This window comes from Collinsella tanakaei (assembly GCF_021531055.1).
GTDB classification, from domain to species: Bacteria; Actinomycetota; Coriobacteriia; order Coriobacteriales; family Coriobacteriaceae; genus Collinsella; species Collinsella tanakaei_B.
On record NZ_JADYTL010000002.1, the window covers coordinates 95,875 to 110,329 of the forward strand.

General features: G+C 63.0%; 18 protein-coding genes. 6 read left to right on the forward strand and 12 right to left on the reverse strand.

The features are described 5' to 3' along the window. Positions 1–358: 358 nt before the first annotated feature. The 4 genes from I6E04_RS02525 to I6E04_RS02540 form a co-directional block, all read right to left on the reverse strand. Positions 359–1,243, reverse strand: a complete 885-nt coding sequence (locus I6E04_RS02525) for a hypothetical protein (protein ID WP_235421598.1) — start codon at positions 1,241–1,243, stop codon at positions 359–361. Positions 1,244–1,323: 80 nt separating this feature from the next. Further along, entirely contained in the window at positions 1,324–2,352 is a 1,029-nt protein-coding gene (locus I6E04_RS02530) for an ABC transporter ATP-binding protein (RefSeq protein WP_235421599.1), read from the reverse strand. A 148-nt stretch (positions 2,353–2,500) separates the two neighbouring features. Then, complete coding sequence (locus I6E04_RS02535) at positions 2,501–2,887, reverse strand: winged helix-turn-helix domain-containing protein (RefSeq protein WP_235421600.1); 387 nt, start codon at positions 2,885–2,887, stop codon at positions 2,501–2,503. Next, a complete protein-coding gene (locus I6E04_RS02540) occupies positions 2,830–3,228 on the reverse strand; it encodes a response regulator transcription factor (protein WP_235421601.1) in 399 nt (132 codons plus the stop codon). The genes I6E04_RS02535 and I6E04_RS02540 overlap by 58 nt, the downstream gene beginning before the upstream one ends. A 170-nt stretch (positions 3,229–3,398) precedes the next feature. Here I6E04_RS02540 and I6E04_RS02545 point away from each other — a divergent pair, with 170 nt between their 5' ends. Continuing rightward, positions 3,399–3,773: a hypothetical protein gene (locus I6E04_RS02545; protein ID WP_235421602.1), complete on the forward strand. Its 375-nt coding sequence runs from the start codon at positions 3,399–3,401 to the stop codon at positions 3,771–3,773. Positions 3,774–3,803: 30 nt separating this feature from the next. On the opposite strand, the gene I6E04_RS02550 is transcribed toward I6E04_RS02545, so the two are convergent. Then, positions 3,804–4,613: an alpha/beta fold hydrolase gene (locus tag I6E04_RS02550; RefSeq protein WP_235421603.1), complete on the reverse strand. Its 810-nt coding sequence runs from the start codon at positions 4,611–4,613 to the stop codon at positions 3,804–3,806. A gap of 60 nt (positions 4,614–4,673) precedes the next feature. Between I6E04_RS02550 and I6E04_RS02555 the strand changes: the two genes are divergently transcribed. The 5 genes from I6E04_RS02555 (at position 4,674) to I6E04_RS02575 (ending at position 8,310) form a co-directional block, all read left to right on the forward strand. Then, entirely contained in the window at positions 4,674–5,165 is a 492-nt protein-coding gene (locus I6E04_RS02555; RefSeq protein ID WP_235421604.1) for a GNAT family N-acetyltransferase, read from the forward strand. Between the two features lie 250 nt (positions 5,166–5,415). Continuing rightward, positions 5,416–5,784, forward strand: a complete 369-nt coding sequence (locus I6E04_RS02560) for a GntR family transcriptional regulator (RefSeq protein WP_204618117.1) — start codon at positions 5,416–5,418, stop codon at positions 5,782–5,784. A 39-nt stretch (positions 5,785–5,823) separates the two neighbouring features. Then, positions 5,824–6,744, forward strand: a complete 921-nt coding sequence (locus I6E04_RS02565) for an ABC transporter ATP-binding protein (protein WP_235421605.1) — start codon at positions 5,824–5,826, stop codon at positions 6,742–6,744. Beyond that, complete coding sequence (locus I6E04_RS02570) at positions 6,745–7,470, forward strand: ABC-2 transporter permease (protein ID WP_235421606.1); 726 nt, start codon at positions 6,745–6,747, stop codon at positions 7,468–7,470. It begins immediately after the preceding gene. Between the two features lie 543 nt (positions 7,471–8,013). After that, complete coding sequence (locus I6E04_RS02575) at positions 8,014–8,310, forward strand: DUF2442 domain-containing protein (RefSeq protein WP_235421607.1); 297 nt, start codon at positions 8,014–8,016, stop codon at positions 8,308–8,310. A gap of 257 nt (positions 8,311–8,567) precedes the next feature. On the opposite strand, the gene I6E04_RS02580 is transcribed toward I6E04_RS02575, so the two are convergent. The 7 genes from I6E04_RS02580 to I6E04_RS02610 all read right to left on the reverse strand — a co-directional run bounded on the left by I6E04_RS02580 (position 8,568) and on the right by I6E04_RS02610 (position 14,396). Further along, positions 8,568–8,951, reverse strand: coding sequence for a hypothetical protein (locus I6E04_RS02580; protein ID WP_235421608.1), 384 nt, complete (start codon positions 8,949–8,951; stop codon positions 8,568–8,570). Between the two features lie 84 nt (positions 8,952–9,035). Further along, positions 9,036–9,857, reverse strand: coding sequence for a TipAS antibiotic-recognition domain-containing protein (locus I6E04_RS02585; RefSeq protein ID WP_235421609.1), 822 nt, complete (start codon positions 9,855–9,857; stop codon positions 9,036–9,038). Positions 9,858–10,044: 187 nt separating this feature from the next. Next, positions 10,045–12,546: a transglutaminase domain-containing protein gene (locus tag I6E04_RS02590; protein ID WP_235421610.1), complete on the reverse strand. Its 2,502-nt coding sequence runs from the start codon at positions 12,544–12,546 to the stop codon at positions 10,045–10,047. Between the two features lie 235 nt (positions 12,547–12,781). After that, positions 12,782–13,126, reverse strand: coding sequence for a HigA family addiction module antitoxin (locus tag I6E04_RS02595; RefSeq protein ID WP_268830296.1), 345 nt, complete (start codon positions 13,124–13,126; stop codon positions 12,782–12,784). After that, positions 13,101–13,379, reverse strand: a complete 279-nt coding sequence (locus tag I6E04_RS02600) for a type II toxin-antitoxin system RelE/ParE family toxin (protein ID WP_235421612.1) — start codon at positions 13,377–13,379, stop codon at positions 13,101–13,103. Before I6E04_RS02600 ends, I6E04_RS02595 begins: the two co-directional genes overlap by 26 nt. Positions 13,380–13,601: 222 nt before the next feature. Continuing rightward, positions 13,602–13,934 (reverse strand): hypothetical protein, encoded by a 333-nt coding sequence (locus I6E04_RS02605; RefSeq protein ID WP_235421613.1) that lies wholly within the window; start codon positions 13,932–13,934, stop codon positions 13,602–13,604. A 3-nt stretch (positions 13,935–13,937) separates the two neighbouring features. Next, positions 13,938–14,396: a helix-turn-helix transcriptional regulator gene (locus I6E04_RS02610; RefSeq protein WP_235421614.1), complete on the reverse strand. Its 459-nt coding sequence runs from the start codon at positions 14,394–14,396 to the stop codon at positions 13,938–13,940. Positions 14,397–14,455: the final 59 nt, after the last annotated feature.

Genomic DNA, 14,455 nt, shown 5'->3' on the forward strand with positions numbered 1-14,455 from the left:
GCACGACTCAACATGGGCCCTTCCATCCCAATCTGGACAATCTGTTCAGATATGAAGGTCCAGGAGTGCGGCTGATCGCATCTGACCGCCAAAAGAGCCGTAAATATTGTCATGAGCCCTTTTGTTTTGGCCGTTCTGTATGATATGTCCGTTTGAATTCGCCATTTTTCTCATATGGACACCGTCATATCGAGCGCGAAGCCCCGCTTGGCGCCAGAGAAACCTTCATATCTGAACAAATTGTCCAGTCACAGCGGATACCCATCCCGCACATCCCAAAATCCCGGCAGCGGCCGCCCCGCAGACGCCACAGCATCCGCGGAGCGGCCGTAAAACGCCCGACAGGCGCGCATGCCATCTAGATATCGCGCTTGCGGGAGATGAAGAGCACGACGGCGCCCGCGGCGACGATCCAGATGATACCTGTGAGAACGGCCTGAATACCCGGGTCGACGGTAAAGGCACGGCTTGCCTCTCCCCAGATATCGATCGACGCGTTGAAGAACAGCTGCCCACCCTGGCTCAGGTTGTTGAGCGCGGTGGAGGGCATCCATGTGGCGAGCGTCTCGAAGACGGGTGCCAGCGGCTCGAGGAAGCGCAGCACACCGCCGGAAGAATACGCGAGACCCATGAGCATCTGCGGCACGACCGAAGCGGTGAAGCAGAAAGCGCCGATATAGCTCACCGGGCTCACGCGGGTCGCATACACAAGGATGAGCGAGCACGCGGAAAGCGCCCAGGTGTTGAGCCAAAAGCCCAGGAACCAGCCGATGACCTCGACGGGACCCTCCGACGCGGCGAACTCCGGATGACCCGCTGTCATGATCGGCAGAAACGCCAGCGCGACGACGGTGGCGAACAGGATGACCAGCGCGGACAGCACGCCCGCGAACAGCAGCTTGCCGACGATATATGAAAGCCTGCCCGAACGTGCCGAGAGCACGGACTTGATGTAGCCGCACTTGAACTCGGCCAGGGAATGCTCCACGACCATGAACGCCACGCAAAGCGGCACGAGGCCGTTCAGCATGTCGGCGAAATACACCGTGAGCGAGGTCTTGGTCACCACGTTGCCGATGGTGCTGCCGGTCATGTCGACATACATCTGGCTGTTCGCAAAGGCCACCAGGGCCATGACGATACCATAGGCGGCGAGGATCGCAATGCCGTACTGCCAAAAGCTACCGCGCAGGCCGCGCGGGCGGGTGATGCGGTACAGGTCGGATTTGATGAGGTTCAGCATGGTCTTACCTTCCTTTGCGGCGGGGGAACAAAGCGGGAACGAGTTCGACGAGCAGGTCGATCAGGCAGTCGAGCATCGTCCTACCTCCCTGCTCGCATATGCGATGGCGTGTAGGCAACCTGGCCGGCGCCGCCGTCCATAAGCTCCACGAAATAGTCCTCGATATCGCGCTCGAGCACCGAAAGCTCCAGTACCACCTGGTCGGCTTCGTGCAGGATGTGCGAGACATCCTCGACCGACGGCGCACCGGATGCCGCGGGGTCGGTCGCCGCACCGCCGAAAGCCGCGGTGGCACGACGTGCTCCCCCTCCGATCACGATGGCCTGATCGGGCTCCACGCGAAACGTCGAGGCCGGCAGGCGCTCCTCGAGGATCGCCAGTGCGCGGGCGGGGTCGGCTGTCCGCACGCGCACCGAGCTTCCGCAGGTGGCGTGCAGCTCCTCGTCGGTGAACTCGCGCACCATGCGACCGGCCGCGATGACGCCGAAGCGCGTGCACACGCGCATGAGCTGGTCGAGCACGTGGCTCGAGATGACGATGGTCACGCCGCGTTCCCGGTTGAGCCTCACGAGCGAGCGGCGCAGGTCGCGCGTGGTCTCGGGGTCCATGCCGTTGAACGGCTCGTCGAGCAGCAGCAGGTCGGGCGAGCCCACGAGCGCGAGCGCGAGGCCCAGGCGCTGCTTCATGCCCTGCGAGAACTTTTTGACCTTGCGCGCACCCGCCGCCTCGAGACCCACGAGCTGAAGCAGTTCGCCCACCCGCTCGCGTGGACGCACCACGCCCATCGCGAGCGCCTTCATCATGAGGTTCTCGCCTGCGGAGAAGTTGGGCATGACGCCCGGCTCCTCGATGAGCGCGCCGATGCGCGAGGACCCGCCCGAGAAGCTGCCGGCGCGACCAGCGCCCGTCTCGCCGCTGCCGAACAGCGCGAGCTCGCCTGAGGTCGGGGTCGTGAGGCCGGCGATCATCTTCATGGTCGTCGACTTGCCGGCGCCGTTCTTGCCGACGAAGCCGTAGATGTCGCCTTGGGCCACCTGCATATCCAGGTGGTCGACGGCAAAGGCCTTCCCGTATCGCTTGGTGAGGCCGCGGATATCGATCACGTTCATGGTTGCTCCCATCTGCTGCGTCCGCGGGCGGACCGCCGTTGTCGGCACCCGTTCCCGCTTGTCGCCTATGAGTATGGGAGGCGACCTTTGAGCATGTCTTATCTGAAGTTTAAGAAAGGTTAAAGGATGCGCGGCGAACCGCTTCCGATCAGCCTTCCTGCAGTTTGAAGCCCATGCCCCACACCGTCTTGATGTAGCTGTCGGTGCCGCTCGCCTTGAGTTTGGCGCGGATGTTGGACACGTGCACGTTCACCGTGTTGTCGTCGGCCGCGTACGGTTCGCCCCATGCCCGCTCAAACAGCTCCTGCTTGGAGAAGACACGCTTGGGATGGGAGATGAGCGCCTGGAGGATGTTGAACTCGATGCGCGTGAGCTCCACCGGCTCGCCCGCCACCGTAAACGTGCGCGCCTCCGGATCGAGTTCCCACGTGCGGAAACGCAACGCACTCGAAGACTCGCTGTTCGCCGTGCCGTCTGCTACGTCGCCACCCGTGCCGGCAAGCCCGCGATGCCGCAGCTGCACCTCGATGCGCACCACGAGCTCGTCAAGGTCGAACGGCTTGGTGAGGTAGTCGTCCGCCCCGAGCTTGAGCAGGTCGATGCGGTCGGAGGCCGCCGTGCCGCCGAGATGACGATGATAGGCACGCGCGCATCCCGCTCGCGGATGAGGGAGACGAGTTCCTCCCCGTTGAGACCCGGCAGCATGAGATCGGAGACCACAATGTCGAACGGGAACACGTCGCCGCTGGCGAGCAACCGCGCCTCGCTGCCGGAGAAGGCCTGGGTGCACTCCATGCCATGCCGCGCCAGATGCGTGGCGACGATCTGGTTGATATCGGCATCGTCCTCGACGAGCAACACGCGCACCGCGCCCATACCCAACTCCTCCATAACCATGAGAACGGCTCAGTTGTCACCATTTTGCCTCATGACCCAAAGCCATGACAGTGACAAGATTGTACCTGGCACCATCTTGTCGCCATCTTGTCGAGGCGTAAAATAACCCCTGGGGTATTTTTACATGTTGAACGCCGCGAAGGAGCACGATGATCGGCAAGACGCTGGAGAAAGCCGCGGCTGCTGGAGCTGCGACGATGTGGATCTGTCCCACCTGCGCGTGGGCCGACATGGGCCTTGTGCAGAAGACCACACCGGAGGGGACGATCGCCTACTTCGATTTCGACGGTATCGGCTACGCGCTCATCATCGTCATCGCGCTCGTTTTGATCTTCCGCGGGCAGCGCAAAGCGCTGAAGCGCATGGCTGCGGGTAAGCGGCGCGCCCGGCGCGGCGAAGCGGCCTCTGGAGAACCCGCCGACCCCGGCGCGGAAGCCCTTGCCGCCGTCGAACGCCTCAAGCAGGCCGAGCAGGCCGCCCGCGCACCCAAGAAGCGCGTCATGCGACACAAAACGGGAAAATAGGGACAGTCCCCATTTTCCCAACGCCAATCGTCACCCGATATCCGCGACGAATCGCTCGATCAGCATGTTCACATACTCCGGCGCATCGGTGTTGGCGTTATGACCCGCACCTTCGATCCATCTCATGGGAAGGCCCGTGCGCCTTTCCCATGCTCGGTTGTAGCGCTTGGCCGAACCCGCAGCGTCATGATCGCCGCACATGAGAAGTGCGGGGCAGTCGATTCGATACGGCCGATCCGCTAGTACGGCTTCTGCAAGTGCCCGGTAGCCGCAAACGGCAAGATCGATGTACTCCCGTTTAGAGTAATCGCTCATCATCTGACGCATCAGCTTCTGCCCGTACGCGCTGGTCGCACAACCGCGCGAGCCGATATCGAGCAGCATCTTCCAGGGAATCGACTGGTAGATTGCGCGCGTGTGCTTAAGCGCCCACAGCTCCGCCGCCGTGTAGTATGCGCGCTGCAACGGACAGGAATCGATGGAGATGAACCCGGCGGCCTCACCTGGATACAAATCGAGATACGCCTGCGCCACGTAGCCGCCCATCGACTGCCCGATGAGCACGGGTTGCGTGAATCCCTCACGCTGCAGGATCGCGCGCAGTAATTGGGCAAGATCGGCCATGCCCCATCCGAGCTTGAACGGTCGCGACGATCCATGCGAGGGAGGATCCCACACCAGACAGCTCATATGCGGTACGAAATGCTCGATCTGCTTGTCGAAAAGCCGATGGTCCGCTGTAAGTCCCGGAAGGAACACGAGTTGCGGCGCTTTCGCGCGACCGCATGACGTCCAATAGCGGACGATTCCGCCGTCGGCCGAAAACTCCTGCCCGAGCATGAACCTCTCCTATCGTGGGAAAATAGGGACAGTCCCCATTTTCCCACACAGGAGCACATCGTGAGTGACATCATCATCATCCGGCAGATCACGGCCGACGACGACGCGGCCATCGCTGCCATCATACGCGCGAATCTCGAGGCATACCGTCTGAACATCCCTGGGACGGCGTATTTCGACCCGGAGCTCGACCATCTGAGCACCTACTACGATGCCGCTCCAGACCGCCGCGCCTATTTCATACTGACCGATGCCGCAGGCACCGTGCTGGGCGGTGCCGGCCTAGCGGAGTTTTCCGGGTTGGACGCATGCGCCGAACTGCAGAAAATCTACCTGACAGATTCCACCAAGGGCAAGGGGCTGGGATATGCCCTCGCCCGTGCCGTAGAAACGCGTGCCCGCGAGCTCGGCTATCGCCGCCTCTACTTGGAAACCCACACCGCGCTCGACGCCGCCATCCACCTCTACGAGCGCCTCGGTTACCAGCGTATCGAGCAGCCTGTGCCCACCGTCCACACCACCATGGACCGTTTCTACCTCAAAGAGCTGTAACGGCAACCGACAACTTGGGGCCAGGTCCAATCTTGTCGCCCACGCGGGCGACAAGATTGGACCTGGCCCCAAGTTGTCGGTTGCACCTGTGTATAGGTGAGTATATACTGTGCTTGTCTGGTATATACACTATACCCAAGGGGATGCGATGCCGACGTCAGTCGCCTCCCCGCGCGTGCACGGGGACGCCCGTGGACGCGGCACCCCGGCTGAGGGACGCCTTGCCGGGCGGCACGAAAGGAAACCGATCTTGGAAATCATCATCTCGAACGCAAGCAGCAAGCCCATCTACGAGCAGATCACGGACAGCATCAAAACCGCGATCCTCTCGGGCGAGCTCGCTGAAGGCGAGCAGCTCCCCAGCATCCGAGCGCTCGCCAACAGCTTGCGCGTGAGCGCCATCACCACCAAACGCGCCTACGCCGACCTCGAGGCCGCCGGCTTCATCGAGACGGTGCAGGGCAAGGGCAGCTTCGTCGCCGGTGGCAACGCCGAGCTCATCCGCGAGGAGCAGCTCCGCCAAGTGGAGGCGCACATGGCCCGCGCGATCGACGCCGGCCGCGCCATGGGGCTCACCGACACCGAGCTCACCGAGATGTTCGCGCTCGAACTGGAATAGGCGCCCGCCGCAGGCGAACGCCGCAAGAAAGGACCGGCCATGTCAGCTATGGCATCCGATATCACCTCCGGCACACCCCTCATCGAGGCGCACGGACTCACCAAGCACTACCAGGACTTCTCGCTTCAAGGTGTCGACCTCACCGTGAATGAGGGCGAGATCGTGGGGTTCGTCGGCCAGAACGGCGCCGGCAAGTCCACGACCATCAAGGCGCTCCTGGGCCTTACCGCCCTCGACGGCGGCATCGCCCGCATCCTGGGCACCGACGTCAACGACCTCGCACACGGCACCGCCGCCGCGAGCATCAAGGAGCAGATCGGCGTCGTCTTCGATACCGTGTCGATGCCCGGCCACCTGTGCGTGGCGGACGTCGGCCGCGTGCACGCCCGCGCGTTCGGCCAGTGGAGCCAGCACGTATTCGACCAGCTCGTGCGCGAGTTCGGCCTTGCCCCCGACAAGCAGGTGAAGGACCTGTCGCGCGGTATGGGCATGAAGCTCAGCCTCGCGTGCGCCCTTTCCCACGGTGCCCGCCTGCTCGTGCTCGACGAGGCCACGGCAGGACTCGACCCCATGGCGCGCGACGAGATCCTCGACCGTCTGCGCACCTTTGTGGAGGAACCCGGTCGTGCCGTCCTCATGAGCAGCCACATCACGAGCGATCTCGAGAAGATCGCCGACCGCGTCCTGTGCATCGAGGACGGCCGCATCGTGTTCGACCTTGCCAAGGACGAGATCACCGACGAGATGGGTATCGCCCGTTGCCGTGTGGCGGAGTTCGAGGCGGTCGCCGCATCGGGCATCATCCCCGAGCGCGAGCTGCGCTACCGCAGGCACGACTACGGCATCGACCTGCTCGTTCCCGACCGCTTCGCGTTCGCGCGGCAGTTCCCGAACATCCCCGTCGACCACATGACCATCGACGACTACATGACGCTGACGCTGAAAGGTGGTGTGCGATAGATGAAGCGCGCATACCTGATTGAAATGACCGTTATCCGCGACTACGCCCGTCAGCTCTTCGGCCTGGGTATCTTCGTCGGCTTGTGCACGAGCCTGGGCATGCAGAGCATCGTCGCCATTCCCGGTGTGCTCACCTGCATGTACTTCATCATGGGGACCATCGCCGGCTCGGCATACGACGAGCAGAACAACTGGGGGCTTTACCGACTCACCATGCCCATCAGCCGCCGCGACGTGGTGCTCGGGCGCTACGGCGTCATCGTGACGCTCGGGCTTCTGGGCATGCTCGCGGGCTTCATCGCCACGATCGCGCTCTCGTTGATCGCCGGCGTGGTCCCGCTGCCGGGAGATCTCTCGAGCTCGCTCGGACTCACACGGGACAACGTGCAGGCGATGGTGTTCTCCTGCGCGGTCTGCACGATCATCGGCTCTGCCGTCGCGAGCATCGAGACGCCGGTCTATTTCCGCCTGGGCCAGACGAAGGCGACCCAGTGGATCCCGATGATCTCCGTGTTCCTGTTCATCGGCCCCATGGTCATCCTGGGTGCCACCGGCGGACTCGACAACTTCGCCGGTATCGCCGACGCGGTCCGGGGCCTGTTCGCCTTCATCGAAACGCCCGTCGGCGTGGTGACGAGCATGGCGGTCGCCATCGCGCTCGCGTGCATCATCCTCGGCATCTCCGCCGCCGTCTCGCTCAAGTTCTACGAGCAGCGCGAGCTGTAGCGACAAGTTGGGGCCAGGTACAATCTTGTCGCTGGGTTGGTTGGGGGACGTGTTCCATCCAACCCATTTAGTTCAGATAACACCGTCCGCCGTGCAGCCATCCGGTAAGCACGGCGGAAGCCTCTGACAAATTGGCCAGACTCAAACCTGTCGCCTCCGAAACTTCACCCGATGCCCTATGAATTCGATGCCGTCGAGACCGCCAACGGCAGTCGGTCCCCGACCGATTCCAGTCAATGTTTCCAATTTGCAGATAATGCAAATTACTCAACTGACCAGCCATATTCCAAAAGACATCACCAATAGGACGTGCGCCAACTTGCCAAGCCACAAGTTGGCGCCGGATTCAATTATGTCAGCCCCATCTCAGCGCAGCCCTCCCCTTGCACGAGACCCCGGCGCAACAATCGGGTACCATAAAACCAACAATCGTTCTTGCGTGGACGGAGCTGCATCGAGATGAGCTCATGCAGAACTGGGAACTCGTCGCCTCCGATCGACCGCTCCTTCAGATTCCACCGCTCATGCAGGAGGTAAAAGCACATGGAGTACATTCCCTCTGTGGTGCAGGCGATTCCTGGCGACAACCATACGGTCTTCGCCTACTTTTCCGATGGATCGATTCATCACGTCGACGTGAGCCCTCTTATCGCTCGAGGGGGAGTGTTTTCGCAACTGAATGACGAGAAGCTGCTCCGCGATACCCTTACCGTTCTTAACGATACTGTAGCTTGGGACATCTCCGGGAACAGGGATGAGACCACCTGCATCGATCTGGACCCTTGGAACATTTACGAGAATTCTCCCGTCGTCGCCGACCCTTTAGAGTTCGTCGCGTAAAGGAGCAGATTGGCTCCAAGTACCAGCTTGCCACCCTATCGGGGGCAGTTGTCGCATTATTTGAGACAACTGCCCCCGATGCCAAATACATGTGCATCAATCGAGACTGCAGGAGGTGGTAATATGCAGAAAATGCATATTACCACCTCTGACCAGCCATCTTCTGAACTTCAGTGTTGAGCGACAAGCCGGTATCAAGTGCACGCCCCGCCCCAATTCTCTTCGCGACAAGTTCGTGCCAAGTCCAACCCTGTCACCTACGCTGACGGCCTCAGCTTCGCCGCAAGCTCCGCGAAGTCCATGCGGCTCTGGGCGAAGGCGGTCATATCGAGGTTCAGCTGCTCGGCCCGCGTGAGAACATGCCGGTTGATGCACGCGTCAAGCTGGTCGTCCTCATCCGGAAGGGCGGAGGTCACGTTGCGGCACTCCATGAACGCACGGAAATAGCGGACTCCGAAGCGGCGCTGCGACACGGCGTCGGTGTGGATGCCGTCGGGGTTGCACGACAGCCCCTCGGCGGACACGAGATAGCACCTGGGCTCATCCTCGACGAACCGGCGCATCTCGTCGTTGATCTGCTCGTACTCCACGGCACTGAGACCGAATCCGCTTTTGCCCAGAAAACCGGGCAGCTCTCCCATCACGAAGACAAGTTGGTGCCAGGTACAAACTTGTCAGAAGGCGACAAGTTGGTGCCAGGTTCAAACTTGGCGCCCCGACACGGGTCACGCGCACGCGTAAATCGCGTCGCGCAGGAACTGTGCCGCTCCTGGCGCCACCTTCTCGTAGTAGGCGCGGAACCGTTCGTCGGAGACGTAGCCGTCCGCCAGGCCCTTGTGGGCCTCGGGCGTGTAGAGCCCATCCGGCCAGTACATGCGCAGCCAGTGGCCGTGCATCGCCACGAGCTTGCGCGCCTCCGGGCCCGCCGGGTCCCCCGTCTCCATCGCGCGGCGCAGCTGCTCGTTGATGGCGAGCTCGAGCTCGTCGGCCCGCAGGTGCGCTGCCTCGCCCATTGCCACGTACTTCTCGTTGGCGGCGTCCACCACCTCGTCGCCGTAGGCAGCACGAGCCTCCTCGCCGTAGGTCTCCTCGTTTTCGGCTACCTCACGCCAGCGCTTGAGGTGTGGCAGTAGCGTCGCCATGAGCGACACCGCCTCGTCGAGGGAGACGCCGAGGGCCTTGGCCTCCATGGGGGCCGTGGCCTCGATGAACTCGTCCATCGTCATGCCCTTGGCGGTGAAGTCGCCGTGGTCGTAGCAGTACTTGCAGAAGTCCGCGCTCTTGGAGCCGTCCGCCTCGGTGCCGTGCAGCTCCTCGTCGGGGATGGGCATACTGCAGCACTGGCAGTAGTAGCTCATGGGCATGTCGAAGAAGCGCTCGAGCGGCACGCCGAAGGTGACGCAGATGAGCTTGACCATGTCGATCCCGGGTGTCGTCTCACCTTGCTCCCAGCGACTTATCGCCTGCCGCGTCACGTAGAGTCGGCGCGCCATCTCTTCCTGCGTGATACCCGCCTCCTTGCGGATGGTCGCGATAGTGTCCTTCATGGGCATGGGGTCCTCCTTGCTCGGGGTTTGCCTCGGCTTCTCTTGCAAGCCCATTGTCCCGAGCAGCCCCGCGCCGCACAAGAAACAGCCTGTTGCGCGACCACCCACCTGCAAACGCGCGACATACCGCCCCGGTTATCGCGCACCCCCGATGCCCGCTTGCCCGTCCGCAAGCAGGGGGCTTCAATCAGGCCGAGAGCAGGCTTGGGTCGATGTAGTCGGAGAGCAGCGTGTCGGCCATCCAGGACGAATTGTACGAGCGGCCCTGGAGCGCCGGGTCGTCCTGGGCGAGCATCAGGTACTCGTCGGACGAGGTGGTGTTGGACTGGTCGCCCGGGTCGTTCCAGGTCGGGTCGACCACGACCCAGCTGCCGTCGATGTTCACGAGGTTCCAGGCGTGGTCGGTCGCGTAGACGCCGGGCTGCGGTGGCACGTTGCCGGACGCGTACACCGACTCGAGCCCGGCGCGGTCAGCGAGGAGCTTGAAGGTCTGCGCGTAGCCGGAGCAGATCGAGCCGCCGTCGAGGATGAGCGTGCGCACGGTGGACGGGTCCTGGGTCGCGGCGTCCATCGAGAAGCTCCCGGAGCTGATGGCGTCGTAGTTGTACCAGAGGTTCTCGGCGATGTAGTCGTTGATGGCGCGCACCTTCTCGGCGTCGGACATGCCGTCGTCGATGATATCCGCGACGATCTCGTCGGCCTTGTCGCTCACCTGCTGGCGCTGCTCGTTCAGGACGTCCTGGTCGTTGACTTGCTCCCACGGGGTCAGGCTGGTGACGGTGAGGAGCATCCTGCCGTCGCGGCGCGTCACCTGGTAGGTGGGGTTGCCGTTGAAGATGAGCGGGTTCTGGGCGCACGCCTCGAAGAGCGCGTCCGCGACGTTCGTGGTGCCGGCCGCGTTGGCGTAGTCGGTGACGTCGATGAAGGTGTTGCCCGCGAGCAGGTTGGCCGCGATGTAGCGCACGAGGTCGGAGGAGGCGTTGACCTCGTAGGGCACGTCGGGCATCGTAGTGGAGGGCTGCTGGCTCGCCTGGACGGCGTCCCAATCGATGCCGTCCTCGGCGTCGATGCGCGTGGGGATGCCCGACGGCGAGTTCTCGCGCTGGAGCTCGTCGAGCGCCTGCGTGGCCGCCTGCTTGACCGACTCGATACCGCCCGGCCAGTACGGTGCGAGCACGCCCAGCTCACCGGAGAGCGCGGTGCCCGGCACCGTGTAGGGGATCACGTACATGTCGACGTTGCCCGTGGTGAGGTGCTGCTCGTCCGGGCCGTACGTGAGGTGCTCGTTGTCGGTCCGCGCGTTGTCGTAGTCGAGCTGGAGGCGCTGGATGCCCACCGTGCCGTCGGCCATGGAGACGTACTCGAACAGGCGCCACTTCATGTAGCCCACCGGGTCGGTGGCCTGGTCGGGCTCGGTGTCCGATCCCTGGTATATGAGCGCGGTGTAGGTCGCCGAGTCAATCGGCATCCTGCCCAGGAGGTCGTTTATGTTCCGGAAGTCGAAGGGCGACTGCTCGTCGTCGGGGCCGACCGCGATGACCGAGACGGACGCGTCCTTGACGTGCTCGGCGTTGGGAACGTAGTCGGCGACCTCGAGGCCCTGCTGCCCGGCGGCGGCGTCCTGGCGGTTCTCGAGGATCTCGTCCTCGGATTCGCCGACGAGCAGCTCGTCGAAGCGGCTGTTCTGCTGGAAGGTCCCGGCGACGCCGTCGTCCTGCATCATTTGGTTGAACTCGGCGGAATCGGCGTCGTAGTCGGCCGTGTCGATCGAGGTGTCCTGCGTCGAGGCGAGCAGGTCGTAGATGTAGCGGTCGAGGGAGCTCGTCGACGTCTCGTCAACGGCCGACAGGTAGACCTCGTAGTGGTCGGCCCCCTCGACCGGGTCCCACGAGACCGAGAGCGTGCCGGTCCCGGTCACGCTGATCTGCACGTTATCCGGCTCGGCGAGCGCGTCCTCGTCCTTGTCGACGTCGTTGGCGACCGTGAAGTAGGTGACCTCGGGCTTGTCGAGCTTCTCGCCGTCCGAGCCTATGTAGCGGACCAGGTAGTAGCCGCCGAAGCCGTACCAGCGCCCGAGCGGGACGAACTCGTCGGACTCGGCATCGTCGAGGTGGAAGATGTCGATCGCGTCGGTGTCGTTGCCGTTCTCGTCGCGCACGCGGGGGTCGGCGGGCGACACGTAGAGGGCGTTCTCCCCGTCGTCGCTCTCGAACATCGAGACCGTCGTCGGGAACTCGTGCGAGAACGAGCTGTCGGTGTAGACGCGCACGGCGTCGTAGGGGTTCGTGTTGCCGATCTGGTCGAAGCTGTCGAAGGTCATGTCGATGCCGTCGTCGAGCGGGAACTCGAACTCATAGCAGTCGTCGAGGTCGAGCTGGGCCTCCTGCAGGCTGTACTTATCGGGGTCGAGGGCGCTGTAGTACGCCGGCCCGCCCGACGCTCCCGCGCCGCCACCGGAGCCACCGGAACCGCCCGAGACCATGGGGAGGACGACGAAAATGCCGAGCGCGGCGACCAGCACGACCACGACCGCTACCGCCACGGCGATCGGCAACACGCGCCGCTTGGGGCCAGGGGGCGTCGGAGATGCGGGCGCCTTGTCGGAGCTGGGGTCGTCGAGCTTGGCTCCGCACGCCGGGCAAAATCTCGCATCGTCGGAGATGGGCTGGTTGCAGTGAGGGCAGAGCATGTTGCCTCCCTAGGTCGTCTGGCTGTTCCCATTGTATTCCGCCGTCGCGAGCTCCCCCGCGTGTTTTGGAAACCTTTACGCAGCGTTCCGCATGGGAAGCAGACACCCTACTCGCAGATATGGCGAACGTAATGGCATCGCCACGATATGGGTACCGGGAGAGCCTTACCTCTATACCCGCATCACGATCAGGCACGGATTGCGTCGCGCAGGATACGGGCGCCGAATCGGCCCATTAGAGAACAGCGGCAACCTGCGACCAGGGCTTGATCTTCTTAAGCTCAGGCTCTAGCTTACGCCGAGCAGCCTCGATGTCGTATGCCGCCTGAGCGCGAAGCCAGTATCCATCAGAGAGCCCGAAGAAGCGGCACAGCCGAAGATCGGTGTCCGCGGTAACAGAGCGCCGTCCTAGCACGATCTGTCCGATGCGCTGCGCAGGGATGCCCGTCTCCTTCGCTAGGCGATACTGGGAGATTCCCATGGGGTCAAGAAACTCTTCTTTAAGGAGCTCCCCCGGAGTAACAGGGGTAAGCAAGCTGTCGCTCTTCCGTTGCTCAGTGATAGTCGACGATCTCGACATCTTCGACACCTCCCTCGACCCAGCGGAAGCAGATTCTGTACTGGTCGTTGATGCGAATGCTGTACTGTCCATCCCTATCACCCGCCAACGCTTCCAATCGATTTCCCGGAGGAACACGCAAATCCGAGAGCAGCTGCGCAACCTGTAGCTGCCGCACCTTGCGCAGGGCAACGCGCTCGAATGCCGCAAACCGCGGTACGCGGAACCCATTGGCAAGTCTCTCCGCATCCGCATCTTTGAACGACCGTATCATAGTATCGCCTCGCGTTACTAGTGTCAATAGCGCGTTCATAGTATAGAACATATGTTCGTCTATATCAAGAAACGAGATACTCCATGATGCGATGCCTGCGCATGCCCGGCTTCCGTCCTGCCCTTCGGACGCGTACGAAGGTGCGGAGCTGATGCATTACCTTGTGATTATGAGAATCCGGCACCAGGTACTGGATCCTCGCTGGAAGCGCTCTCGGTGCACCTACTCCTCGATGCTGGAGATGCCCTCCAAGCGCACGGCAACGAACTGCGTGCCATCTCCCTGCTTGAACGGGCGCTCCACGAGCACCCACTCGTCATCCACATCGACAACGGTCCCGTCGAGCACCGCAGAGCCGACGGCGGGATTGGCTTCGTCGAGCATGAGCTTGCACGAGGTGCCCCGCCGCCGCTTGAGCTGCTCGCGCAAGCCGCTCGAAAGAGCACCCTCGCGCGCTGCCAGGCGGCGCAGGTCGCGCTTCGTGGGCATCCACACATAGAGTGCGATGACGAAGCCGAAGGTCAGCATGGTGATGACTTGGTAAAACGTATCCATGGCTCACACTCCCGTCGTCGCGATGCCGTCGATATCGCGCAGGTCGATCAGGCGGACGACACGCTCCTCATCGACCTTGAGCGACCCCAGGCGAGGGCGCTTGACCGTGCAGGCCACGCGCAGCCAGCCATCGGAAACGTCGAGCACCTCGGCGTCGAGCAGGGCGCTCCCATCACCCGCGTACGCCACCGTGACCGTGCGACCAATGAACGCGCGCGGCACATGGATGTCGCACGTGCGCCTCTGCCCGCCCGAGCTCACCACGTCCACCTCGTCGCTCACCAAATCGTCCAAGGTGACACCGTAAAGCCGGGCGAGCTCCGCGGCCTTGTCGAGCGCGGGCGACCCCTGACCCAGCTCCCAGTTGCTGATCGTTTGACGCGACGTACCGATGGCAGACGCCACCTCTTGCTGGCTCATGCCGGCTCGGCGTCGGAGCGCCGCGAGCTTATCGCCGATCATGCCCGCCTCCTTGCGTAGGGAAGCCTGTATCACCAGCTATTGTTCCTCATGTTGGGGCT

Coding starts and splice junctions, on each gene's coding strand:
- I6E04_RS02525 (WP_235421598.1), bottom strand. CDS start 1,243: ATGCTGAACCTCATCAAATCCGACCTGTACCGCATCACCCGCCCGCGC.
- I6E04_RS02530 (WP_235421599.1), bottom strand. CDS start 2,352: ATGAACGTGATCGATATCCGCGGCCTCACCAAGCGATACGGGAAGGCC.
- I6E04_RS02540 (WP_235421601.1), bottom strand. CDS start 3,228: ATGGGCGCGGTGCGCGTGTTGCTCGTCGAGGACGATGCCGATATCAAC.
- I6E04_RS02545 (WP_235421602.1), top strand. CDS start 3,399: ATGATCGGCAAGACGCTGGAGAAAGCCGCGGCTGCTGGAGCTGCGACG.
- I6E04_RS02550 (WP_235421603.1), bottom strand. CDS start 4,613: ATGCTCGGGCAGGAGTTTTCGGCCGACGGCGGAATCGTCCGCTATTGG.
- I6E04_RS02565 (WP_235421605.1), top strand. CDS start 5,824: ATGTCAGCTATGGCATCCGATATCACCTCCGGCACACCCCTCATCGAG.
- I6E04_RS02570 (WP_235421606.1), top strand. CDS start 6,745: ATGAAGCGCGCATACCTGATTGAAATGACCGTTATCCGCGACTACGCC.
- I6E04_RS02575 (WP_235421607.1), top strand. CDS start 8,014: ATGGAGTACATTCCCTCTGTGGTGCAGGCGATTCCTGGCGACAACCAT.
- I6E04_RS02580 (WP_235421608.1), bottom strand. CDS start 8,951: ATGGGAGAGCTGCCCGGTTTTCTGGGCAAAAGCGGATTCGGTCTCAGT.
- I6E04_RS02585 (WP_235421609.1), bottom strand. CDS start 9,857: ATGAAGGACACTATCGCGACCATCCGCAAGGAGGCGGGTATCACGCAG.
- I6E04_RS02590 (WP_235421610.1), bottom strand. CDS start 12,546: ATGCTCTGCCCTCACTGCAACCAGCCCATCTCCGACGATGCGAGATTT.
- I6E04_RS02595 (WP_268830296.1), bottom strand. CDS start 13,126: ATGTCGAGATCGTCGACTATCACTGAGCAACGGAAGAGCGACAGCTTG.
- I6E04_RS02600 (WP_235421612.1), bottom strand. CDS start 13,379: ATGATACGGTCGTTCAAAGATGCGGATGCGGAGAGACTTGCCAATGGG.
- I6E04_RS02605 (WP_235421613.1), bottom strand. CDS start 13,934: ATGGATACGTTTTACCAAGTCATCACCATGCTGACCTTCGGCTTCGTC.
- I6E04_RS02610 (WP_235421614.1), bottom strand. CDS start 14,396: ATGATCGGCGATAAGCTCGCGGCGCTCCGACGCCGAGCCGGCATGAGC.